Raw genomic sequence first — 23,982 nt, forward strand, 5'->3', positions numbered from 1 at the left:
TGTTTCAGCGAGAAATAGAAGGATAAGTTATCGTGTGAAACATATAAATTCTTATATTTCCACGAAAAAAGGAAGGATAAGCCGGATCGCTTATCCTTCCTTCTCTATATCTGCCACTACATCACCGAAGGCGCCACCTTCAGGGTAGCAAGATTTTGCAGCCGGGGCATCCCGATACGGAAGCTCCCGCGGGTCTCAATTCCGCCCATTCCCTGGTTGCCGCTAATGGTATGGTTCAATACATCGCTCAAATTGACCGTATCGCGGATCGAAGTGAACGAAGCCTTGGCCGCAATATAGACGGGGTCCAGGGCATGAATGAGTATTCTTCCCGGTGAGCTGGCAAAATTCGCCCCTGTGCCCAGCAGCGCCTCGAAATGCGATTGGCAGGCCCCTGCAACAATCGTCAGAGCATCGAAATTCCGCTCATACTCCCGGGCCACCTGGATGGCCGCAACAAAATTCTGTGAATTTTTGTAACTGCTCAAGCTGTAGAGATCATAAGCCTGCTGTTGCTTAAGTACTCCGTCATGACCGGTAATCACCACAATATCCGGGCGCACACGGGGCAGCAGCCGGTATAAGGTCTCCGCCATTTTGGACTCATGAATGTGATGCCCTTCGGCGGGTATGCGCAACTGCTCATACAGACTCAGGCTTTTCTTCAGGTAAAGCGCGTCGCCGTCCAGATGGAGCACCTTACCCGGCACTTCAAAATAAGCAGCTTCCTTCGGAGATTGGGTCCATGTCCCGGACACACTCTCTCCGCTGCGCTGGCTCTGCTCCTGGCGGTTCTTGCGCAGCCAGCTTAGGGATTCTATAGCTTTGATCTGTGCCTGCTGCCCCCGCTCGGTAATCCGGGTAGGCGGCACCTGCACCAAATCGTCAAGCGGAGAATCCGCCAGCAGACGGAATTCAGTCCCCTTGATGACGGCCCGATTCTGAAATATATTATCCACCCGGAAGGTCACATCGCCGCCATAAGATTTACGAACGACCAAGTCTCCTAAATTCATTTCAACACCACCTCTACCCCATGTTATGGGCAAAGGTCCCGGATGGTTCATCACACAGCGCGTTTTCTATTGATTAAGCAATTCCTGCTTCCAGCAGGACAGCACTGAGACGCGCATATTCCTCCAGGCTAAGCGTCTCACCACGGCGGGAGGGCTCAATCCCTGCTTCCGCCAGCAGAGCCTCCAGACGTTCACGTCCTTCTTCAGGGAAGAAGCGGGCCTTCAGGTTATTGGCAATTGTCTTGCGCCGCTGGGTGAAGGATGCCTGGACGACATCAAAGAAATGCTTCTCATCAGCTACTTCAACCGGCGGGCGCTCTCTGACCTTCAGCCGGATGACGGCTGACTCCACATTCGGCTGCGGAATAAACACCGTGCGGGGTACCATGCAGACCAGTTCAGGCTCGCTGTAATACTGGACGGCAATGCTGAGGCTTCCGTACTCTTTACCGCCCGGAGAAGCCGCCATACGTTCTGCAACTTCCTTCTGGATCATAACGACGATGTTATCAAGCGGCACCTTCTCTTCCAGCAGCTTCATGAGAATAGGGGTCGTTACATAATACGGGAGGTTGGCCACTACACTGACCCGGTCCACACCGGCGAAATCCTCGGCAAACAGCTCCTGCATATTGACCTTCAGTACATCATCATTGCGGATCTTTACATGGGGATAGGGTGAGAGGACATCCCTGAGGATCGGAATCAGTCTGCGGTCAATCTCCACCGCTGTGACTGCTCCCGCTGTCATCGCCAGCCTTTCCGTCAGGGCTCCGATACCCGGGCCAATCTCCAGTGCGCCTGCGGCAGTATCCAGGCCTGCAGCATCGACAATTTTGTCCAGAATATTCTGGTCGATCAAGAAGTTCTGGCCCAGGCTTTTTTTGAACGAAAACCCGTACCGCTGTATTATTGCTTTGGTTCTGGTTGGTGATGAGATATTCAGAGTTTCGCTCATGAAGTAATGCCTCCCTGATCAATTTGGGCGAGCGCGCGCGCGAACTCTTCGCGTGTAATACCGAACATCGCCAGACGCTTGTACAGCTGCTTGCCGTTGCAATAACCGATACCGAGCAGATTGCCAAGCTGCATTCTTCGCTCTGCTGCCTGTGCGTGTACCATCATGCCTGCGGCCATAAGATCATCCAGCCCGATTACAGCCGGCGCCCCCTCAAAAGACGTGTGAACATGCTCCAGCGCATGGCGGATGGCCTCAGGCGAAGCATTCTCCACACCTATATCCCCTTTGCGGGTAGCGTCCTTCTCCGGAATGAACGCATGCTTGCATCCGGGCACCTTGGAGGAGACAATTTTACGAATCCGTTCTCCGGCATGATCGGGATCCGTGAGGATGATAACCCCTCTGCGCTCCATGGCTAATGTAATCTTCGCAATGACCTTACGGTCCACTGCGGATCCGCCTGTTTCAATCGTATCCGCTTCTACGGCCCGCTTAACGGCTACGGTATCGCTTTTACCTTCGACGACAATTAATTCTTTAATCATAAATAATTTACTCCCCTACTCTAAAACGCAAAAAGAAGAGGATTCGCTCCTCTTCTTTTTGGCTAAAGAATGTATAAGTGATGAGCGGTAGCTCTCTAAATTCCGTAAGTGCTACCCCCACTATATCTTATAAACCGCTAATTTGCAAAAGACTTGGCGCTTAGTTAAGCTCCGGCTTCACAGGTCCAATCACATAGATGGTCCGCGACTTCCGGCCGAAATTACGGGCATGGCTTAGTGAATCGTAGTAAACATCCACCTTGTTGCCTTTGATGGCACCGCCGGTATCCTCTGCTCGGCGAAACCCTAATCCCTCAATGTACACCCACCAGCCAATTGGTATTACATTCGGATCCACTGCAATAGTGCGGCCTTCCGTTACGCGTGTGCCGGAGGCGGTACGTGTTCCAATTCCCGGTTCTTCCGAGGAATACGCCGTCATAGATACGTTTTTGATCATTTTTTTGTATTCAAAATCTACGCCTGCCTTGCTCGTGACGTTGTTGCTCTTCGCGCTGACTTTGGATAATTTGGAGGTTGTTGTTGCTTTGGATGTAGTTGCAGCAGCTACAACAGGCTTCGGAACCGCTTTGGTGCCGACGGCAATAACCTTGTCTTTGGTTACCGTCTGAACTTCCTTGCCGACCATATTCATGGAGACTAGCTCCCCATCCTGATATATCTTCTCGATATGCTGGATGATCGCGCCCGGCTTGCCTGCCTGTGCAACTCTTACGTCTCCCTTATACAGAGAGGGGTCTGCGGTTTTGATGACCTTAAAAGGCAAGTTTACTGTCCGCTGTACGGTCTGCTTGGTAATACGGACAATCTTGACTTCCATGTCGGGTGTGACTGCGGTATCAAGCGAAGGGAAAATCTTATCATTGCCCTCCAGGCTGTAACCCAGCTTGGTAATGGCATCTCCGAGCGAATCCTCGGTGGTGTATAGGGTCTTGGTTGCACCGTCTGCAGTAAGCAAAAGCTTCTGCGCACGGGTGATTACGACACGGTCGCCGTCTTGTATTTCATCACTAAGGCCAATAGATAGCTTATCATACGGCTGCAGCGAAATTTGTTCCTTTGCCAGCACATCACTGAGCAGCGTTTCCCGCGTTTCCAGTGTCTGCACCTGTCCGTCTATAACTAAAATTATTTCTTTATTGCTCTGACCGTGTACGTACAGCAGAATTAACAGTGCGATAACAATTGATATCACACCTGCAAGTGAAAGTACGCGAGGATTCACTTGCTTCAGCCGTAATGCGAAAGACCTGCTGGATGATTGCGAATCATGGGATACCTCTGGTTGGAATACGCCCACTCTCTCCATCCTCCTTACATAGCCCCGTCGTCCAAGTTATATCATGGTGACTGCATCATTTCTGACGAAACTAGGTTTGAGATTGCAACAGGATACGCCCGCATTGCTCCAGCGTTTCCTGCTCATGGATCGCCTGCTCGGCATAGCTACTCCGGATATCTGTTGTATAACAGTATGCCGGGAACATCCGCATTATTCATAACAAAAAAAGCCCAAAAAAGAGTTCACAGAGGACTCTTTCGTGGCTTCTCCGGTGTCGAATACGCGGGAATGTTTATGCACGAGGTTTCCTCTCTTACTTGCGCTTACGGGGTTAGCTGTCGGGTTCGGGCATAAGAGAGACGCCCTATCTCAGGTCACCCGCTCACGGCGGTTGCCCTCAAATTCACCCCAAAGACCACGTGAAGAAATCAAATAAATTCTGCGGCAATTCTGTGTTGTACTCTATGTACGGGCATGCGGCAGGGCATTTATTGGTTCCCCCGTTCTCCATACGGAGACTCAGCGAGACGATCCATGAAATAGTGACTGTCACAGTAACAACAGCTCACTGCACTGAAAAGATGATATCCTGTTTTGATGCATGTTGTAAAGGACGATTCAACCACGTTTACGTAAAAAAATGATTAAAATATTGTAATATTCAGCCGTTTTTGGACTATAAAAGTTTAATATATCGGCTATACTTCATTTTTCACCGCTTTTTCTCCCGTTTTCAGACAATCCCAAATCGTTCCAGTGCGTTCGCATACGTAATTTCAGCCAATTCCTGTAAATCAATCCCTTTTATTGCCGCAGCTGCCTCCGCTACAAGTCTTACGTGTGCGGTCTCATTCCGCTTGCCGCGGAAGGGGTGCGGAGTCAAATATGGGGAGTCCGTTTCGATCAGTAGCCGGTCCAGCGGAGTCTGGGCGAGCACCTCTTTGGGCACCCTGGCATTCTTAAACGTAATCGGTCCCCCGAAGGACAAATGGAAGCCGAGATCCAGACACATTTTGGCGCTTTCCCAGCTGCCGGAGAACGAATGCATCACCCCTCCAACCTCACCCGCTTTTTCCTCCCGCAGAATCCGGATTACATCCTCGTGGGCATCGCGGTTATGGATACAGATGGGCATCTTCAGTTCACGCGCCAGGCCGATTTGCTTGCGGAATACCTCATGCTGTACATCCTTAGGAGAGGTGTCCCAATAATAGTCAAGTCCGATTTCGCCGATGGCCACTACCTTGGGATGGCTGCAAAGCGAAGCGATCCATTCGAGGTCGCCCTCCTTCATACTGAATGCATCCTGGGGATGCCAGCCCACCGCTGCATAAATATAATCATATTTCTCTGCGAGCTCCATCGTTGTCGGTATCGTCTCCCGGTTGAAGCCAATATTGATCATTTTACTGACTCCGGACTCCAGTGCCCGGGCGATTACCTCCTCGCGGTCCTCGTCGAATTGCGGAGCATCCAGATGGGTATGTGTGTCGAATAACTGCATTATATTACATCCTTTCCGCCTTGATTTCTATGAAGAATTACAAGTATTTTAGGTTATTTTGCAAAAATATCTGCAATGGAGGACGGCAGCCGTGGAAGGGCTTTCTGCAGCCTGTCCTGCGGGAAATAGAGATGGTATCTGCCTCGGTGAATCCCGCTGATCGAGCGTACAATATCTGATACCTCAGAGATCTCCCGCAGCTTATCATGACGGTCCAGAAGCAGAATCTGTTTACTGTCAAAAGCATCCCCCGGACGAAATACATCATAAGGAAGGTCTGTCGGAAAATCGATTTCCAGATCATAATCCGCTCGCAGTCCAGCACCCGCAAAGCTGCGGCGGATTTCGTCAATCGTCTCTGTATCCAGATGCTCCATCTCCACATATTTATACAGTTTACGATGAATAAAACGGCTGCACAAGTCGCTTAAAATTTCATCTTTCTCCAGCGTCCACTGCATGAAGGCTGTCTGCATCAAAGCCTCGTCCAGCAGCAGGTACTGCTGCACTGTTACATCCCCGCGGAACAAATCACTGAGCGGCTCAATCATGAACCGGAAACCATAATCCTCCTGCACCAGCTCCTTGGCTCTGCGGAGAATCTGGCGCAGAATAATCTCCGAGCTGCGTGTTACCGGATGGAAATAGACCTGCCAGTACATCTGATAACGTGACATCAGGTAATCCTCAATCGCATGCATGCCGGATTCTTTAACAACTACCCGGCCGTCATAGGGGCGCAGCATCCGCAGAATACGGTCAATGTCAATGGTTCCGTAATTCACCCCTGTATAATAGGCATCACGCAAAAGGTAATCCATCCGGTCTGCATCCAGCGGCCCCGACACCAAATTGACAACAATTTCATGCTCATACGTTTTGGAGATCACGGAGGCTACTTTATTAGGGAAATCCTCAGCTACATCACGCAGAATAGCGGTAATTTCCGTATCCTCCAGAATGATCCGGCAGGTCCAGTCCTCATGATCCATCTCAAAAGCTTCTTCTATAGAATGGGAAAACGGACCATGTCCCAGATCATGCAGCAGTGCCGCACACAGGGTAAGCAGACTCTCCTCAGGCATCCAATCCTTATATCCGCTTCTTTCAAACTGCGATATAATCCGCCGGGTAATTTCATAAACACCAAGCGAATGGGAAAACCGGCTGTGTTCTGCTCCATGGAAAGTCAGATAAGAGGTGCCAAGCTGGCGGATGCGCCGCAGACGCTGGAACTCCTTGGTGTTAATCAGTCGCCAGATAATGGTGTCCTGGACGTGAATGTAGTTATGAACCGGATCCTTAAATACCTTCTCTTCTGTCAACGGTTGCTTCATGAGATCAACTCCTTTGAAAATATCCATAGAAATAGGATGAAATTACAGTTATAATAATAAATATTGTCGTACTTTGTCGAATTATGACAATCTAACAACTTACAAATCGACAAATATTTTCGAGGTTCTTTTTGGGATATATGCCTAATCAATGGCGGTATGAATGTTTCCTTTAAAGTTTCCTTAAAATTCGCCTCAAAAAAGGTTGACTGTTTTGGGAATGGTTGGTATTATAAATATCATAAAACAGTGAACAATGTCGAATATTGACGCTTTTGAACATTGAGAGGAGCAACGATTGTAATGATGAAATCAACAGGAATTGTACGTAAGGTAGATGAGCTTGGACGGGTCGTTATTCCAATTGAATTGCGCCGCACACTGGGTATCGGAGAAAAAGATGCGCTCGAAATTTACGTGGACGGTGAGCGGATCATGCTTAAGAAATATGAGCCTGCCTGTATTTTCTGCGGCAATGCTGAGAATGTAACCTATTTCAAAGGTAAAATTGTTTGTCATGAATGTATTTCTGCTATCCCTACCCCTGTGACAAACTAAAACAAATAGGTTATAATAGGAACTAATCAAATTGTTAATTCTAACCTTTTTATATCTCCTTGGCCTCCCGTTAGCGCGGGAGGTATTTTTTTGCCCTTTTTCCGGGGACGTTCCCCGGATACCTCTTTACCCTATTTAAACATTAACCGTTAAATTCATAATCATTAAATCTAAACATTAAATCTAAACATTAAATCATAAACATTAACTTCTTTTCACCCTCCCAAACCCTCCCTACAGGGAGGGCCCCAAGGGCCCCGGCCCTCTGGACACCCGGAAGCTTGGCTAACTGTGCAAGCTGGCGCGGAAGGAAGCCAAGTTAGGCGGTGGACCGGCCCTTTTCGGACTCCCTGAAGGTGCGTCCTCAGGGCCCTCCCATGCGCAGAGTTCCGCCGCACGCTTCGCTCTTGCGGCGGCCGTGCGGTTACGCTCTTAAGTGACATTTGAGCATGGAACCGCTCTCCCTGCGGGAATCGCTATCTGTCAGAGTGGCGTTAACATTGGTGCAGCCAGTTGATACTGGAAAATGTTTAGGTGCAATATTGGATAATCGGTTTTGGAAAAATTGGATAGCTGCATTCTGTACAGTTATTTAATACCAAAGTGAGCGGCTGATTGTTTTAGTTGTATTTCATACAATTATATCCATACATATCCTCTAAATCATCCTTTTTCCATAAATATAAATGTACAAACTACACTTATATCTAATATAAGGAATAATTATATCCATATAAGTGTACTGAATACAATTATTTCATTAACGGCTCTGGTTAAATTTTTTAGATCAGAAATGGCCTACCCAAAGTTTAAGTCTTGATAAATCACATCAATTTTACGCTATCCATCCATTCTATACTCTTACTCCCGCTCCAGCAGCGCATTATAAATATCACGCTTGGCTAATCCGCGGTCTGAGGCCGCTTTTTTCATCGCGTCTTTGCGCGGCAGGCCTGAGGTTTCATAATGGGCAACATGATCCTCGATACTCAGCTCCCGCCACCAGGAAGACTCCGCGAGCTCCGCCTCTTCTTTGCTCTCTCCCTCAAGCACAATTACGTACTCACCAAGCGGAGGATGCTCCTCCAGCCAGGCACAGCATTCTTCAATCGTACCGCGCAGAAATTCCTCATACCGTTTGGTCAGCTCACGGGCCAGTGTAACCCGGCGGTTGCCAAAGGCTTCCTGCAAATGAACCAACGTCTTAGCGACACGATGCGGTGACTCATAGAAGAGTAGTGTGCCCTGAGCAGAGCGGAGAGGTGCCAGAACGGCCCGGATATCCTTGCGCTCTCTGGGCAGAAAACCGATAAATGTGAAGCTGGCGGTAGGCAATCCCGAAGCAATCAAAGCTGACAGCGCCGCGTTAGCTCCGGGAATCGGAATGACCGGAATTTGATGACTTACAGCAAGAGCTACGAGATCAGCTCCAGGATCAGAAATCGCCGGCAGGCCGGCATCGCTGACAAGGGCTAAATTTTTACCTTCTATTATATAGCGTATCAGTTCAGGTCCGCTTGCCGCCTTATTATGCTCATGGTAACTGAACAGCATGGAGGGTGTAATTTCAAAATGGCTCAGTAATTTACGCGTCTGTCTCGTATCCTCTGCGGCAATAATATCGCATTCCTTCAAAGTGCGTACCGCGCGGTACGTCATATCTTCCAGATTACCGATCGGTGTAGCCACCAGATACAGACAGCCGCATCCTTCGGGCTTTGCTCCGTCATTGTTATTTTGAAAGCTGCTTTGGCATGTTATCGTCATTGGCTGTTATCCTCTTTGTTCCCATAATAAATATCCATAATCTCCGGGCAGTATTGATTGTCCTCATTATATACGATTAAAGGTGGTTGTAAACGCACCTCCGGCTTCCCGTCGCGCGCCGCTTCAATCAGTACCATATTCGCCTCCAGATGGGCACGGGGATGTACAAAGCGGATCAGCTTCGGTTCCAGCCGGTGCTTACGCATTAGACTGATGATATCCACCAGACGCTGCGGCTTATGTACCATACTGACTTTGCCTCCAGTGCGGACCAGCCGGACACAGGCCTGAATGACCTCCTCCAGCGTACAGCCAATTTCATGACGGGCCATGGCCTGATGTGAATTCAGCTTCAGGTCGCTCCCGTTAAGCGGCATATAGGGAGGATTAACCGTTATTGCATCATATACACCATACCCTGCGGTATTATGCAGCTCCCGCAAATCACCTTCATGGATCAGCACCCGCTCCTCCAGCCTGTTCAAAGCTACACTGCGCCGGGCCATGTCGGCAAGACGGGGCTGAATTTCTATCCCTTCAATAGAAGCTTTGGTGCGCGTGGTCAGCAGCATAGGGATAACTCCGTTACCGGTGCATAGATCAAGTACTCTTCCGCGCGGCGGTATACTGGCGAACCGGGCCAGCAGTACAGCATCCATAGAGAAGCTGAATACTTCGTCACTCTGGATAATCCGCAGATCATGGGTTAGCAAGTCATCGATCCGCTCCGCACTATGCAAGGACACCGGGGTATCGTTAAACGAATTGGTCATTGTACATTCCTCCAAATTCAAAAAAACCGTAGGCGAAAATCTCCTACGGCTGGATATCCTCATTTATTCAGAAAAGAAAGGCAGAACAGACAATCGCCTTCCGTCCGCAAATGCCCGAAATAGACATTGCAGATGTGGAAACCTTCATGGTACAGTCTGGCCAGATTATCGTAACCTTCTCCGACAACCTCTTCTTTGCCTTCGGCAGCCAGTATAGCCTCCGCCTCAGCAGAAAGCGCGGCCTTATCCAGAGGGGCTTCCCTTTTCAATATGATACGTAGCTGCTCATTCTCCAGACTAAGCTTCTGGTTTGCTTCCATCAGCTCTTTAACCGTCTGTTTCCAATCTCCTAGAGTGGCGCGCATTTCATCCATCTGCGCTTCCATCTCCTGCATGTGTGCAAATATATTTTTCTTCTCCAAGTTTCCACCCCGAAAGTAACCTTATAATGGTTTACTTGACGACAACATCATCCATTGGAAGTTCTTTAACTTTGCCCACTTCAAACAACTGCACATGAACTGTGCGGCTTCCGGCATTAATACCTACTACTTTGCCATCACCCAGTGAGGTTACGACGATTTTGCCTACCGCCGGCATTTCTTCCTTCGTGCTCTCATAATTATCATGCTCAAACTTCAGACAACACATCAGCCGTCCGCATAGTCCCGAGATCTTGGTCGGGTTCAGCGAGAGATTCTGGTCCTTGGCCATCTTGATGGACACCGGCTCGAAATCACCCAGCCAGGAGGAGCAGCAGAGCACCCGTCCGCAAGGTCCAAGTCCGCCAAGCATCTTGGCTTCATCACGCACACCAATTTGCCGGAGCTCGATGCGGGTTCGGAAAATACTTGCCAGGTCCTTAACCAGTTCGCGGAAATCCACGCGGCCCTCGGCAGTGAAATAAAAAATGATCTTATTACGGTCAAACGTAAATTCCACATCCACGAGCTTCATTTTGAGGCCATGATCGCGGATTTTATTTAAACAGGTGGTAAAAGCGTCCTTTGCAGCACCTTTGTTCTCTTCGACCACACGGGCGTCGGTTTCACCGGCAATACGCATGACCTTCTTGAGCGGCAGTACAACGTCTGCTTCCTGCACCTCTTTTTTGCCAACGACAACCTTACCGTATTCGACCCCTCTTGCTGTCTCAACAATAACGCATTGATCGCGCTCAATCGGGAAATCAAGTGGATCAAAATAATATATTTTACCCGCTTTTTTGAAGCGGACACCTACTACGCTGTACAAAAATTAACCCCCTTGTTTGCCGGTAAAAGGAATCCTTAAGCAAGCCTGCTTCCCAGATGATTCATGCTTGTCCTTCCTCATCCGTTAAACCCGTACTTCCAGGTGCTGAAGCGTTTATCCGGAGGATTTATCATAAATAACCCGGCCTTTTAACTTTCCAACCGGATTAAGAACTGCTCCAAACACAACTGGGTATTGGTATTGGAGCGGAGCCTGCGCTTGCTCTCCACCGCAAATTCCATGTAAGCTACCCATTGTTCCGTACTCCGCTGACGGGCAGCCCTGGAAATGAAGTCTAACTGATCTATGAAAACGATACTTTCGTGCTTTCGGTACAGGAAGTAGAGCATATCTTTGAACCATAAGTGAAACATGCTGAATAGAATATCCAAATGTTCACCTAGCCCGGTCTTGAACACCTTCTGCCCTGCAGTTGCTACTGCGGAGCTGCCTTTGCCCAAAGACTCCTTTGCTAATTGTAACACTAGATTTCTCATTTCTGCAAACCAATTCTGTGCCAAAAGTTCCCTGCAGCCGTCAAGACCTGCAGTCAGTGATACCGCGCACCGTGCCAGCGGCACCGGAACCCCTTCACTGGACAGCGCCTGAAGCATAATATCCGGATGAAGCGGACTAAACGGAATGCGCTGGGTTCTGGACTGGATCGTCGGCAGCAGGGAACTGCTGTTATCAGAGATCAGAATTCCTACCGCAGGAGCAGGAGGCTCCTCCAGAAATTTCAGCAGACTGTTGGCGGCTTGCACCGTCATTTTGTCCGCTCCTTCTATAATATAAACCTTCGGGTTAATTCCTTCCGAGCGGTATGAAAAAACACGCTGAAGTTCGCGGATCTGGTCAATCTTGATACTCGCCCCATCGGGCCGCAGCAACGATAAATCGGGATGGTTGCCATGCTCCACCTTACGGCACTCCAGACATTCCCCGCAGGCATCATCCTTGCACTTCGTGCAGAATATCGCTTGGGCGAACGTCATAGCCATTCTGACCTGGCCGCTCCCTGGCGGACCAGTGAACAGATAGGCATGACTTACAGCGTCCTTACGCAAGGCATTTTGAAGCAGCCGCTTGGCATCCTCCTGGCCTAATAATTCATGAAAAGACATATATTCCTCCAAGTTTGTCAGAACGAAAGATTAATCAGCAGTCCTCGGATCTCTCCGACCCGTCCGAGCAGATCAATCCTGCCCTGCTCACTGTCCAGCAGATCATCTGCCATATTCAGCAGAGCGGCATCAATTTCATCCAGCAGCTTGTAGCGTTTGCCCCGGCCGCGTCGGTCCCAGCCCTTGGTCTCCTTCAGGATCACTCCGCGGCGGGCGGTCTCCTCCAGGAACCGTTTGATCATGTTCCGGTAGATCGCCAGTTCACGGACGGTCATGGATTTAGAGAGCCGGTCGCCTTGCTGCTGGATATCTTTAATCTGGCGGTTTAGTTCATCTATTGTTTTTTGCTCACTTTGCTGTTGAAATACATCGGTGAAGTTCTTTTGCTGAACAGGCCGCCGGTCAGCTTCCGTGGTCGACAATTCACTTTTTAAGGGCCTGTAGCCCGGGTTGATCTTCAAAGGTATCTACCGCCCCTATGGTTTATTGCTATATTATGCGTTAGTAATGCTCGAAACGATCAACCGGAAGGACGAATACTGTAGCTCCGCCTACTTGAACTTCCACGGGAAGAGGCAAATATGAATCTGTCGTACCGCTCATCGGTGTTACAGGTGTGACCAATTGTTCACGTACTTTACAGCTGTTGCGGATTACACTCAGTACTGCATCAACCTGAATATCATCTACCCCAATCAGAAAAGTGGTGTTCCCCGCCCGCAAAAATCCGCCTGTACTGGCCAGCTTGGTTGCACGGAAATTCGCTTTGACTAGTTCACTGGATAGCCGGTTGCTGTCCTTATCTTGGATAATTGCAATGATCAAATTCATCTTCGTTTCCCCTCCTGCATGTTGTGTGATCACAGAGTTCCTCGCAGCTGCGCTAGCCTGCTTCAGGTCTGTGTGTAATCATTATACCTCTATTGTTTATTTGACAAAACCTCTTAGAAATCCTTTAATATCCGGTCTTTCAGTGTCTGTACAATGTCCTGCTCCACCATATGGATCGGGCGGTTGGCATCAAGTACAACAATCCGCTGCGGATCGGAATCCACCACAAGCTGGTAACCCGCCTTAACCTTCTGGTGAAATTCAAGGCTCTCCAGATCCAGACGATTGACTTCCCGGTTCTGATTAGCTGCTATCCGAGACAACCCCACCTCAGGATCAACATCAAGATAGAAGGTAAGGTCAGGCATCCTGCCGCCGGTCGCGAACCGGTTAATTCCCCACACTTCCTCGATGCCGAGTCCTCTTGCATAACCCTGATAGACCAGGCTGCTGTCTACAAATCGGTCACATAACACAGTAATCCCCTCCTGCAGTGCAGGCTCGACTACTTCCGCCAGATGCTGGCTTCTTGCTGCCGCGTATAATAGGGCTTCTGTCCGGGCATCCATAGCCGTATGGGCCGGGTCCAGAATAATGGAGCGGATCTTCTCGGCGATTTCAATTCCGCCCGGTTCGCGGGTGATTAAGTAGGGCATGGAATGATTCTGCAGATAAGCCGCTACTCTGCCGAGTACGGTTGTTTTACCGGAGCCGTCGCCTCCCTCCAGAGTAATGAAGAAACCTTCGCGCTTCACTTATACTTCTCCGCCCTTCTGAATGTTGTATACCTTAATATGCTGTAAGGCGGGATCGGCACAGGCCTGAAATTTAGCCCCGCCAGCGCGGAGGCTGCCCAGCCTGCCGCATATGGACTCTGTTATGATCTCTCCGGGATAAAGCAGCGGTATTCCGGGCGGATAGGGAATAACCATTTCGGCCGCCACCCTGCCCGCACTTGCTTCAAGCGTTATACTCTCTGTCTCCCTAGCAGCAACCGGCTTCGTGGAGAACCGGACCGGAGCTGAGATCAGCGATGTGCTGAAATTGTTCCACGTGGAATTTAGGCTGGAAAAGGCTGACATAGCCTCTTCCCCCTTATTGTATGATGCAGCCGCCAGTATGGTCCTGGAGGTGGAATCCGATTGAGACTCTACGATAGGGGCAGAATTAAGGACAAAGCCAGAGCCTGCTGTAGCATCGGAAATAGAAGCAAGGCCGCATCCAGAATCAAAAGCTGACCCCGTGCCGCTCCTCTGCGGCACCCCGCAGGCTGTCTGCGCCGCGATATCCCGCAGCGCCTCCAGCAGCACCGCTGCATCCTCTGCCTTCGAGCCGAGGCTGAAGGCCAGTACCACGTGCCGGTCGTCGCTCATCTCCGGCACGATTCCTCTTTCTTCGAGCCTGCGCTGCAGCTCGAAGCCCCCCAGGACCCCGGCGGCGTCATAAATGACGGCCTTAAAGGGGTCCTGTGTCCCGTACGCCGCCCCGTGCTGCGGCGGCGTATCTGTCTCTGCGGCGTCAGCACCGCCGCAGGTGCGCTGCAGCGGCACGGCCGGCTGCAGCAGACCAAAGCGCGGCAGCACAGCCAGGCCGCGCCGCAGGACGTCCACGGCGGCAAGCCCCGCCGTGAAGGCACCGGCGCGCTGGCTGTGCAGCAGCCGCCGGGCCAGATCGAGCGAAGCCATCACGGGGTATGATGGGCTGGAGCTCTGCACCATGGCGAGGCGCTGGCGAAGCAGCGCACGGTCGAGCCATGGCCCTTGCACATGCAGCATGGCGCCCATCGTCAGCGCCGTCAGCATCTTGTGCGTGGACTGCACCACGCCGTCCGCGCCTCTGGCAAGCGCCCCGGCTGGCAGCGCCGGGTGCTGCCCGTAATGCGCCCCGTGCGCCTCATCCACCAGTAGCGGAATCCCGCTGTCGTGACAGGCCTGCGCGAGGGGCGCAAGATCGCTGCCCATGCCGTAGTAATTCGGCATAGTAACCAGTACCGCGGCAGCCTCCGGATAAGCCGCCAGTGCAGCCTGGACCGTTTCTACCGCCGGTGCAACCGCAAGCCCGCTGCCTGGATCAATCTGCGGCTCCAAGAAAACGGCCTGTGCCCCGGCCAGCATCAGTCCGTGGATTACAGATTTGTGGACATTGCGCTGCAGGATAAGCAGCATCCCCGGCTCGTAGCAAACGGTCAGAATAAGTGCCAGATTGCCTGATGTGCTGCCGCCTACCAGAAAGAAGCTCTCCTCTGCGCCGAAACAATCCGCCGCCAGCTCCTGAGCCTCCTGAATTACCCCTTCAGGATGATGAAGATCATCCGTTCCGGTAATCTCTGTCGCATCATAGCGCATCACGTCAGCCAGATACCCTGCACCGCCGGTATTCCGGTAAGCTTCGCCATTCTTGTGCCCCGGCACATGATAAGATATATTACCCTTAAGTTTATATTGTTCCAGCATTTCGTATACAGGTGCCCTGCCAGGCTGTAAATTGTTCATTTGTTCTTCCTTCCCTGGGGGTTACCTTCTATTTTAACGCAAATATACCCAAACGCCTATTATTATGCACAAAGTCTTCCTGAAACAACAAAACGGCTCCCACACCAGACCCTGGCGGAGAAACCGTTAGAGAAACCCTTTTATTTGCAGCCAACGCGACACACATCCACCGCCCGCTCTTTATATACTTACTTGTAAATTGTTGCTGCTGCTCTCGGGTTAAGCATTCTTCTGCAGATTGATCTTCTTCATCCGGCCGATGAAAAAACGGTACTTGGCATCTTCCGCCTCTGTACGCACCATCTCACTCTCACAATCCTCACAGATGAAATGCGAGACAATCACAATGCCTTCTTCCTTTACTTGCCCGCAGATGATGCAGGCCTGCCCGGTTTGCTGTTCCATAATCATCCCACCTTGACTCTTTTAAGATCAGTATGGTACACCTTCTATCATTTTAAACCTTTTCATAGTTTTTTCCTAATCCTTCATAGCCTGAAATATATATATTCGCCTAATGCCCAATCGGTGTATCTGATCCCGGGTTTAATAAATCGCACGGTTAGGCCGATATTAATAACATGAGAACTTGTGAGGAGGTCTGAAATTTCTTTATGGAACCAAACACTAAAGGCGCTGCTACATTCTATCAATACAAGCTTATCAAAAAAATTAATATTTCCGCATCCCTGCTGCGGGTCTATATTGCGCTTCCTTTTGTGTTCCTTGTACTGGAAACAGTTTTCCTATCCTGGCTAAGCATTCTGTTCATGATTATTGCCGGACCCGTAATGCTGTGGATTCAATATGTCATTTCGCGTTCAGTTCTGCTGATCTCCGGACACCCTATCGTAAAACGGTGGAAAATGTCCCTGCACCTGCCCTGGCCCGGTTATATGCCTGATCAATATATCAACTATGGCATCTTCAGCAAAGTACAAATGCATAACCTGTGGATCGGTCTCTGCATCACAGCGCTCTTTATCGTCTGGGCACCGCCTGCATTTACCGCATCTTTAGTAATATGCCATCTATGGCTGCTGCTGCCCCGCCTGTATACCCTTCTGCGGCTGCGCAGCGAAGCGAAAGACGGCATGCTGAAATTTAATCCGTCTGATGCCTCCTATTACGCCCAATAATCTTAAGCAATCATACATACGGGCGCATATTCAACTTGCATCCCACACAAAAAAATTCGCCATCCCTATACGGACGGCGATTTTTTTATTTGCTCTTTAATCCTTTGGTGGTGACTTTCTTTTCCTTCGGGATCATTACAATGAAGTAGCCATCATGCACGGTTAAGTGTACAATAAGTCCTTCCTTCTGAAAAACGCGGGAGCTTCCTGAATCCTCATTACTCTGCTCTTCCCATCCCCATGCCTTGATCTCCTCCAGATAAGGCTCAGGTACACCCTTCTTCTCTTTCAGCCCGGGCAAAGAGTATCTTACATAATCCATGGCCACGTTCGTAGTGGTCCTGTCGGGGGAACTGGCTTCTTTAGGAACGGGAAAGCTTTTCTCATTGAGCGCACCGTCAAAAGTCTCCCAGGCCGGCTCCTTCGCTCCGCAGCCGGCCAGCATAACTCCAACTATACAAAGAATAACTAATATCCATAAAGGTTGGGTTCGCTTCATACCTTAAATCCTCCTTACCTCTACCATGCATCTAAAGACGCAAGAAAATTCAAAGTTAGAATTTATCTGTAGTTCATTCGTATTAAGGCCTCTGCTTAATATTTGCACTTTTCTATTATACTTGGAACTATCGACACGTCGGTAACAAAAATGTCACTCGTTTGTAAGCGTTTTATATATGGTTTCTGCTTATTTGCCCTCTTTTTCTCAATATATATACAAAAAAGCCATTGTCGATTGCTCAACAATGGCTCATGTGCTTGGCGGCGTCCTACTCTCCCAGGACCCTTCGGTCCAAGTACCATCGGCGCTGGAGGGCTTAACGGTCGTGTTCGGGATGGGTACGCGTGGAACCCCTCCGCTATCGCCACCAAACATGCGTCTGTGAAACAGACGCTGCCGCTTGAAATTCGGTTCATCACGGATGTGTGAATGAATTTCATGGCGTACAGGCTTGATCGCCTGAAAACTGAATCCGAAACGAATCTGCGCTCTAAGAAATTTGGATAAGCCCTCGACCGATTAGTATTGGTCAGCTCCATGCATTGCTGCACTTCCACCTCCAACCTATCTACCTCGTCGTCTTCAAGGGGTCTTACTAGTTGGGAAATCTCATCTTGAGGGGGGCTTCACGCTTAGATGCTTTCAGCGCTTATCCCGTCCGTACGTAGCTACTCAGCCATGCTCCTGGCGGAACAACTGATGCACCAGCGGTACGTCCATCCCGGTCCTCTCGTACTAAGGACAGCTCCTCTCAAATTTCCTGCGCCCACGACAGATAGGGACCGAACTGTCTCACGACGTTCTGAACCCAGCTCGCGTACCGCTTTAATGGGCGAACAGCCCAACCCTTGGGACCTACTTCAGCCCCAGGATGCGATGAGCCGACATCGAGGTGCCAAACCTCCCCGTCGATGTGGACTCTTGGGGGAGATAAGCCTGTTATCCCCAGGGTAGCTTTTATCCGTTGAGCGATGGCCCTTCCATGCGGTACCACCGGATCACTAAGTCCGACTTTCGTCCCTGCTCGACTTGTAGGTCTCGCAGTCAAGCTCCCTTATGCCTTTGCACTCTGCGAATGATTTCCAACCATTCTGAGGGAACCTTTGAACGCCTCCGTTACTCTTTAGGAGGCGACCGCCCCAGTCAAACTGCCCGCCTGACACGGTCCCCGTACCCGCTTAGGGTACTAGGTTAGAACCTAGATACGATCAGGGTGGTATCCCAACGGCGCCTCCGCAGAAGCTTGCGCTCCTGCCTCAACGGCTCCCACCTATCCTGTACAGATCGTACCCAAATTCAATATCAAGCTGCAGTAAAGCTCCATGGGGTCTTTCCGTCTTGTCGCGGGTAACCTGCATCTTCACAGGTATTAAAATTTCACCGGATCTCTCGTTGAGACAGCGCCCAAGTCGTTACGCCATTCGTGCGGGTCAGAATTTACCTGACAAGGAATTTCGCTACCTTAGGACCGTTATAGTTACGGCCGCCGTTTACTGGGGCTTCGGTTCACAGCTTCGGGTTGCCCCTAACCACTCCCCTTAACCTTCCAGCACCGGGCAGGCGTCAGCCCGTATACTTCGCCTTGCGGCTTCGCACAGACCTGTGTTTTTGCTAAACAGTCGCTTGGGCCTTTTCACTGCGGCCCCCTCGGGCTATTCACCCTACCGAGGCACCTCTTCTCCCGAAGTTACGAGGTCATTTTGCCGAGTTCCTTAACGAGAGTTCTTCCGCGCGCCTTAGAATTCTCTTCTCGCCTACCTGTGTCGGTTTGCGGTACGGGCACCTTCTCCTGGCTAGAGGCTTTTCTTGGCAGTGTGAGATCATGACCTTCGCTACTACAATTTTCGCTCCCCATCACAGCCCAGCCTTAATGATGTGCGGATTTGCCTACACATCAGCCTCACTGCTTAGACGGACACATCCATCAGTCCGCGTCACTACCCTCCTGCGTCACCCCATCGCTCATAGCGGATTACGGTGGTACAGTAATTTCAAACTGTTGTCCTTCGACTACGCCTTTCGGCCTCGCCTTAGGTCCCGACTTACCCTGAGCGGACGAGCCTTCCTCAGGAAACCTTGGGCTTTCGGCGGATCAGATTCTCACTGATCTTTTCGTTACTCATACCGGCATTCTCACTTGTATGCTGTCCAGCGCTCCTTACGGTACACCTTCAACCCACATACAACGCTCCCCTACCCCAGATACAAAGTATCTAGCCATAGCTTCGGTGGTGTGTTTAGCCCCGTTACATTTTCGGCGCAGAGTCACTCGACCAGTGAGCTATTACGCACTCTTTCAATGGTGGCTGCTTCTAAGCCAACATCCTGGTTGTCTGTGCAACTCCACATCCTTTCCCACTTAACACACACTTGGGGACCTTAGCTGATGGTCTGGGCTGTTTCCCTTTTGACAATGGATCTTAGCACTCACTGTCTGACTCCCGGCAAGAAGTTAATGGCATTCGGAGTTTGACTGAGCTTGGTAACCCTTGCGGGCCCCGCACCCAATCAGTGCTCTACCTCCACCACTCCATTCACCGAGGCTAGCCCTAAAGCTATTTCGGGGAGAACCAGCTATCTCCGAGTTCGATTGGAATTTCTCCGCTACCCCCACCTCATCCCCGCATTTTTCAACATGCGTGGGTTCGGGCCTCCAGTGCGTGTTACCGCACCTTCACCCTGGACAGGGGTAGATCACACGGTTTCGGGTCTACGTCCACATACTCATTCGCCCTATTCAGACTCGCTTTCGCTGCGGCTCCGTCTTCTCGACTTAACCTTGCATGTTAAACGTAACTCGCCGGTTCATTCTACAAAAGGCACGCCATCACCCAGTAATAGGGCTCTGACTTTTTGTAAGCACACGGTTTCAGGTTCTATTTCACTCCCCTTCCGGGGTGCTTTTCACCTTTCCCTCACGGTACTGTTTCACTATCGGTCGCCAGGTAGTATTTAGCCTTAGCAGATGGTCCTGCTGGATTCATACGGGGTTTCACGTGCCCCGCACTACTCGGGATCCGTCTCGGAGAGAACACAGTTTAGGCTACAGGGCTTTTACCTCTATCGCGGGCCTTTCCAGACCTCTTCACCTACCATATTCCTTTGTAACTCCATGTGAGACGTCCCACAACCCCAAGGGGCAAGCCCCTTGGTTTAGGCTGTTCCGCGTTCGCTCGCCGCTACTGACGGAATCACTATTGTTTTCTCTTCCTCAGGGTACTTAGATGTTTCAGTTCCCCTGGTCTGCCTCTGCGTATCCTATGTATTCAGATACGAGTAACTGCGAATTACCACAGCTGGGTTTCCCCATTCGGACACCCCCGGATCAAAGCTTGCTTACAGCTCCCCGAGGCAGTTTCGTTGTTCGCCACGTCCTTCGTCGGCTCCTGGCGCCTAGGCATCCTCCGTGTGCTCTTATTAGCTTAACCGTCACTCCGGTGTTTCGCTTGCTTGCTCATCTTGTTTTGAATACTGCTCATGGATTGCTCCATTCACCAACACATTCAAAGCCAAAGGTCGCTGCACAATCGAAAACCTTCGTTCTGCACTAATAACTATTTCAACTTGCTTACACAAGTTTCAGCTAAAAGATGTTCTAAAACGCAAATTCGTTTCGGTATCCAGTTTTCAAGGATCAAGGTGCTGAAATTTCGGGACAATCACGACTGTGATGTTCGAAAATTCAGACAGTTTAAAGATGAGAGCTTAAACTCTCAAAACTGACCAACGAGTGAGTGTTTGAACCCTAAGGTTCGTTGTGGAAGCTTTAGCTTCCGATTTGAATGTTTCCGTTGCAGGAAACGATTCTCCATAGAAAGGAGGTGATCCAGCCGCACCTTCCGATACGGCTACCTTGTTACGACTTCACCCCAATCATCTACCCCACCTTCGGCGGCTGGCTCCCTTGCGGGTTACCCCACCGACTTCGGGTGTTGTAAACTCTCGTGGTGTGACGGGCGGTGTGTACAAGACCCGGGAACGTATTCACCGCGGCATGCTGATCCGCGATTACTAGCAATTCCGACTTCATGCAGGCGAGTTGCAGCCTGCAATCCGAACTGAGACCGGCTTTGCTGGGATTGGCTCCACCTCGCGGTTTCGCTTCCCGTTGTACCGGCCATTGTAGTACGTGTGTAGCCCAGGTCATAAGGGGCATGATGATTTGACGTCATCCCCACCTTCCTCCGGTTTGTCACCGGCAGTCACTCTAGAGTGCCCAGCCTTACCTGCTGGCAACTAAAGTCAAGGGTTGCGCTCGTTGCGGGACTTAACCCAACATCTCACGACACGAGCTGACGACAACCATGCACCACCTGTCTCCGATGCTCCGAAGAGGGGCACTATCTCTAATGCTTTCATCGGGATGTCAAGACCTGGTAAGGTTCTTCGCGTTGCTTCGAATTAAACCACATACTCCACTGCTTGTGCGGGTCCCCGTCAATTCCTTTGAGTTTCAGTCTTGCGACCGTACTCCCCAGGCGGAGTGCTTACTGTGTTAACTTCGGCACCAAGGGTATCGAAACCCCTAACACCTAGCACTCATCGTTTACGGCGTGGACTACCAGGGTATCTAATCCTGTTTGCTCCCCACGCTTTCGCGCCTCAGCGTCAGTTACAGCCCAGAAAGTCGCCTTCGCCACTGGTGTTCCTCCACATATCTACGCATTTCACCGCTACACGTGGAATTCCACTTTCCTCTTCTGTACTCAAGTCACCCAGTTTCCAGTGCGACCCCAGGTTGAGCCCAAGGTTTAAACACCAGACTTAAATGACCGCCTGCGCGCGCTTTACGCCCAATAATTCCGGACAACGCTTGCCCCCTACGTATTACCGCGGCTGCTGGCACGTAGTTAGCCGGGGCTTTCTTCTCAGGTACCGTCACTCCGGTAGCAGTTACTCTACCGGACGTTCTTCCCTGGCAACAGAGCTTTACGATCCGAAAACCTTCATCACTCACGCGGCATTGCTCCGTCAGGCTTTCGCCCATTGCGGAAGATTCCCTACTGCTGCCTCCCGTAGGAGTCTGGGCCGTGTCTCAGTCCCAGTGTGGCCGTTCACCCTCTCAGGTCGGCTACGCATCGTCGCCTTGGTGAGCCGTTACCCCACCAACTAGCTAATGCGCCGCAGGCCCATCCCCAAGTGGCAGATTGCTCCGCCTTTCATTCTCTCTTCAGGAGAGGAAAGAAATTATCCGGTATTAGCTACCGTTTCCGGTAGTTATCCCAGTCTTGAGGGCAGGTTGCCTACGTGTTACTCACCCGTCCGCCGCTAAATTCATTTGAAAGCAAGCTTTCAAATGAACTCCGCTCGACTTGCATGTATTAGGCATGCCGCCAGCGTTCGTCCTGAGCCAGGATCAAACTCTCCAAATTGGTTTTAGAAAGAGCGATTGCTCATTTTGAAACATCTGACGAGAATTTTCATTCTCTATCTTGGAAGTCACTTTCGTGATTTCCGATACTCACTCGTTGTTCAGTTTTCAAAGATCAAGCTCGTTGTCAGCGACGACTACCGCGTCACCAGCAACTCTTATAATATATCACATCCAACCGATCAATGCAAGCTCTTTTTTTCAACTTCTTTTCGAGCTCGGCGTTGATGTTTCGCGGCCAGAAATAGAATATATCATGTATAGATTCTTTTTGCAAGCAGTATTTTGAAATCAAATTTAAAAGCTATGCTCCTTATAAACGCCCGGCCACAGCCAGCCACAGATGACATAGCTTCTGTAAATCATACCCGCTTACCACCTAAGCGATAATCTCCTGAATATGCAGCTCCCGTTCATTGACCAGATTCACGATCTTGCCCTCTACCTGAACCATTGGTCTTGTGGGATTAGTGCGATCCGTGAAGATGATTTCTCCGTGACGCCCGTCGCTGAGCCGTATCCGTGTTCCATTATACAGATCCGTTGTTTTTTGAATGAAGGTTTGTACAATAACCGGGTCGAGCTTCCCGAAGCTCTCCTTCTGAATCTGCTCCAGTACCAGATAAGGCGACTGAGCCTTTCTGTAGGCTTTTTCAAGCGTCATGGCATGGAAGATATCAGCTACTGCAACAATCTTGGCATAGAAGTGAATCTGAGTGCCTTCCAGCTTAAGCGGATAACCGGAACCGTCGATCTTCTCATGATGCTGCAGGGCGGCTAATCTGACGCCTTCGTTGATTGCTGTAACATTACGCAGCAGCTGGTAGCCATAAGTGGTATGCCTGCGTACTTCTTCTATCTCCGCGCCCGTCAGGGGAGTCGGTTTGTGTAGCAAAGTCTCATCTACCTTAATGTTACCTATATCATGAAGCAAGCCGGCAAAGGCAGCCTGCATCCAATCCTTTTGCGGATATCCGCACCACTGGGCAATTTTATATGAAGTTAAGGCAGACAATACAGCGTTATGATAATTATACTCCTGGTCAAACAGGACACGCGGTGCAAACTTCAGGACATGATAATCCTTCAAATGGCTGATCAGCAGCTCCAGTTGGCTCCGCAATTCAAAAATCGGAAGTACCGCTGCGGTTGCTGCACGATAGCTCTGCTTAATAAGCACCAGCATTTTCTCATACTCATCATGAAGCGGAGAATTACTTTTGGCCAGTACGGATTCATTGATCAGTGCACCTGTTTTGGCAGTCTGCTGCTTTGCTGGCGGCTTGGAGACTTCTGGCGCTTTGTCCTCTCCCTGAACTCCCTCAATTTCAACTTGTCCTATCAAAAAAGCTTGGAGAATCTCAATATCCCGCGGAAGTATGATCTTGCCTTTACCGAATAACACTCCTCCCAAAGGAGTGATTACATCCTTAATAATCTTTGATCCCGCCTTGATCTCTCCAACGGATATATTTGGCATAAATTCAGCCCCTTTATTTCTCTGA

General features: G+C 50.2%; 20 protein-coding genes, 3 rRNA genes and 1 riboswitch. Of the genes, 2 read left to right on the top strand and 21 right to left on the bottom strand.

Features of this window, described 5'->3' with window-relative positions:
• Positions 1 to 116: 116 nt before the first annotated feature.
• The 6 genes from yabG to MKZ24_RS04530 form a co-directional block, all read right to left on the bottom strand.
• A complete protein-coding gene (yabG, locus tag MKZ24_RS04505; RefSeq protein ID WP_042231411.1) occupies positions 117 to 1,016 on the bottom strand; it encodes a sporulation peptidase YabG in 900 nt (299 codons plus the stop codon).
• 73 nt (positions 1,017 to 1,089) lie between these two features.
• Positions 1,090 to 1,974, bottom strand: a complete 885-nt coding sequence (gene rsmA, locus MKZ24_RS04510; protein WP_340781458.1) for a 16S rRNA (adenine(1518)-N(6)/adenine(1519)-N(6))-dimethyltransferase RsmA — start codon at positions 1,972 to 1,974, stop codon at positions 1,090 to 1,092.
• Entirely contained in the window at positions 1,971 to 2,522 is a 552-nt protein-coding gene (gene rnmV / locus MKZ24_RS04515) for a ribonuclease M5 (protein ID WP_039305750.1), read from the bottom strand. The genes rsmA and rnmV overlap by 4 nt, the downstream gene beginning before the upstream one ends.
• Before the next feature lie 160 nt (positions 2,523 to 2,682).
• The gene (locus MKZ24_RS04520) at positions 2,683 to 3,843 is read right to left on the bottom strand and encodes a 3D domain-containing protein (RefSeq protein WP_340781459.1); all 1,161 of its coding nucleotides are present in this window, start codon (positions 3,841 to 3,843) and stop codon (positions 2,683 to 2,685) included.
• A gap of 287 nt (positions 3,844 to 4,130) precedes the next feature.
• Positions 4,131 to 4,360: riboswitch (cyclic di-AMP (ydaO/yuaA leader) on the bottom strand.
• Between the two features lie 198 nt (positions 4,361 to 4,558).
• Positions 4,559 to 5,329, bottom strand: coding sequence for a TatD family hydrolase (locus tag MKZ24_RS04525; protein ID WP_039305744.1), 771 nt, complete (start codon positions 5,327 to 5,329; stop codon positions 4,559 to 4,561).
• Between the two features lie 53 nt (positions 5,330 to 5,382).
• Positions 5,383 to 6,666, bottom strand: coding sequence for an HD domain-containing protein (locus tag MKZ24_RS04530; protein WP_340781462.1), 1,284 nt, complete (start codon positions 6,664 to 6,666; stop codon positions 5,383 to 5,385).
• Between the two features lie 303 nt (positions 6,667 to 6,969).
• On the opposite strand from MKZ24_RS04530, the gene MKZ24_RS04535 reads away from it, so the two are divergent.
• Positions 6,970 to 7,224 (top strand): AbrB/MazE/SpoVT family DNA-binding domain-containing protein, encoded by a 255-nt coding sequence (locus MKZ24_RS04535; RefSeq protein WP_019914502.1) that lies wholly within the window; start codon positions 6,970 to 6,972, stop codon positions 7,222 to 7,224.
• 861 nt (positions 7,225 to 8,085) lie between these two features.
• On the opposite strand, the gene rsmI is transcribed toward MKZ24_RS04535, so the two are convergent.
• From rsmI to MKZ24_RS04585, 10 genes are all read right to left on the bottom strand, one after another.
• Positions 8,086 to 8,991 carry a 16S rRNA (cytidine(1402)-2'-O)-methyltransferase gene (gene rsmI, locus MKZ24_RS04540; RefSeq protein ID WP_340781463.1) on the bottom strand — a complete coding sequence of 302 codons (906 nt, stop codon included), beginning with the start codon at positions 8,989 to 8,991 and terminating at the stop codon, positions 8,086 to 8,088.
• The gene (locus MKZ24_RS04545) at positions 8,988 to 9,764 is read right to left on the bottom strand and encodes a tRNA1(Val) (adenine(37)-N6)-methyltransferase (RefSeq protein WP_042231402.1); all 777 of its coding nucleotides are present in this window, start codon (positions 9,762 to 9,764) and stop codon (positions 8,988 to 8,990) included. The genes rsmI and MKZ24_RS04545 overlap by 4 nt, the downstream gene beginning before the upstream one ends.
• Before the next feature lie 59 nt (positions 9,765 to 9,823).
• Positions 9,824 to 10,186 (bottom strand): DNA replication initiation control protein YabA, encoded by a 363-nt coding sequence (yabA, locus tag MKZ24_RS04550; RefSeq protein ID WP_039305729.1) that lies wholly within the window; start codon positions 10,184 to 10,186, stop codon positions 9,824 to 9,826.
• Between the two features lie 31 nt (positions 10,187 to 10,217).
• The gene (locus MKZ24_RS04555; RefSeq protein WP_039305726.1) at positions 10,218 to 11,018 is read right to left on the bottom strand and encodes a PSP1 domain-containing protein; all 801 of its coding nucleotides are present in this window, start codon (positions 11,016 to 11,018) and stop codon (positions 10,218 to 10,220) included.
• A 149-nt stretch (positions 11,019 to 11,167) separates the two neighbouring features.
• Positions 11,168 to 12,142 carry a DNA polymerase III subunit delta' gene (gene holB, locus MKZ24_RS04560; RefSeq protein WP_042231400.1) on the bottom strand — a complete coding sequence of 325 codons (975 nt, stop codon included), beginning with the start codon at positions 12,140 to 12,142 and terminating at the stop codon, positions 11,168 to 11,170.
• A gap of 17 nt (positions 12,143 to 12,159) precedes the next feature.
• A complete protein-coding gene (locus MKZ24_RS04565) occupies positions 12,160 to 12,603 on the bottom strand; it encodes a YaaR family protein (protein ID WP_039305718.1) in 444 nt (147 codons plus the stop codon).
• 40 nt (positions 12,604 to 12,643) lie between these two features.
• Positions 12,644 to 12,973: a cyclic-di-AMP receptor gene (locus tag MKZ24_RS04570; protein WP_036723983.1), complete on the bottom strand. Its 330-nt coding sequence runs from the start codon at positions 12,971 to 12,973 to the stop codon at positions 12,644 to 12,646.
• Between the two features lie 113 nt (positions 12,974 to 13,086).
• Positions 13,087 to 13,728, bottom strand: a complete 642-nt coding sequence (gene tmk, locus MKZ24_RS04575; protein ID WP_039305713.1) for a dTMP kinase — start codon at positions 13,726 to 13,728, stop codon at positions 13,087 to 13,089.
• Complete coding sequence (locus tag MKZ24_RS04580) at positions 13,729 to 15,465, bottom strand: aminotransferase class I/II-fold pyridoxal phosphate-dependent enzyme (RefSeq protein WP_042231398.1); 1,737 nt, start codon at positions 15,463 to 15,465, stop codon at positions 13,729 to 13,731. It abuts the gene before it with no gap.
• 219 nt (positions 15,466 to 15,684) lie between these two features.
• Positions 15,685 to 15,870 carry a sigma factor G inhibitor Gin gene (locus MKZ24_RS04585; RefSeq protein ID WP_042241246.1) on the bottom strand — a complete coding sequence of 62 codons (186 nt, stop codon included), beginning with the start codon at positions 15,868 to 15,870 and terminating at the stop codon, positions 15,685 to 15,687.
• Between the two features lie 209 nt (positions 15,871 to 16,079).
• On the opposite strand from MKZ24_RS04585, the gene MKZ24_RS04590 reads away from it, so the two are divergent.
• Complete coding sequence (locus tag MKZ24_RS04590; protein WP_042231396.1) at positions 16,080 to 16,604, top strand: hypothetical protein; 525 nt, start codon at positions 16,080 to 16,082, stop codon at positions 16,602 to 16,604.
• An 85-nt stretch (positions 16,605 to 16,689) separates the two neighbouring features.
• On the opposite strand, the gene MKZ24_RS04595 is transcribed toward MKZ24_RS04590, so the two are convergent.
• The 5 genes from MKZ24_RS04595 to MKZ24_RS04615 all read right to left on the bottom strand — a co-directional run bounded on the left by MKZ24_RS04595 (position 16,690) and on the right by MKZ24_RS04615 (position 23,957).
• Positions 16,690 to 17,103 carry a hypothetical protein gene (locus MKZ24_RS04595; protein ID WP_042231394.1) on the bottom strand — a complete coding sequence of 138 codons (414 nt, stop codon included), beginning with the start codon at positions 17,101 to 17,103 and terminating at the stop codon, positions 16,690 to 16,692.
• 258 nt (positions 17,104 to 17,361) lie between these two features.
• Positions 17,362 to 17,478: ribosomal RNA gene (gene rrf / locus MKZ24_RS04600) — 5S ribosomal RNA — on the bottom strand.
• A 127-nt stretch (positions 17,479 to 17,605) separates the two neighbouring features.
• Positions 17,606 to 20,534, bottom strand: a 23S ribosomal RNA gene (locus MKZ24_RS04605).
• A 386-nt stretch (positions 20,535 to 20,920) separates the two neighbouring features.
• Positions 20,921 to 22,478: ribosomal RNA gene (locus tag MKZ24_RS04610) — 16S ribosomal RNA — on the bottom strand.
• Together the 16S, 23S and 5S rRNA genes form the textbook arrangement of a ribosomal RNA operon.
• 378 nt (positions 22,479 to 22,856) lie before the next feature.
• Complete coding sequence (locus MKZ24_RS04615; protein ID WP_042231385.1) at positions 22,857 to 23,957, bottom strand: HD-GYP domain-containing protein; 1,101 nt, start codon at positions 23,955 to 23,957, stop codon at positions 22,857 to 22,859.
• Between the last annotated feature and the right edge of the window lie 25 nt (positions 23,958 to 23,982).

Origin of the sequence: Paenibacillus sp. FSL R7-0297 (assembly GCF_038009025.1) — a bacterium.
Classification (GTDB): Bacteria; Bacillota; Bacilli; order Paenibacillales; family Paenibacillaceae; genus Paenibacillus_AQ.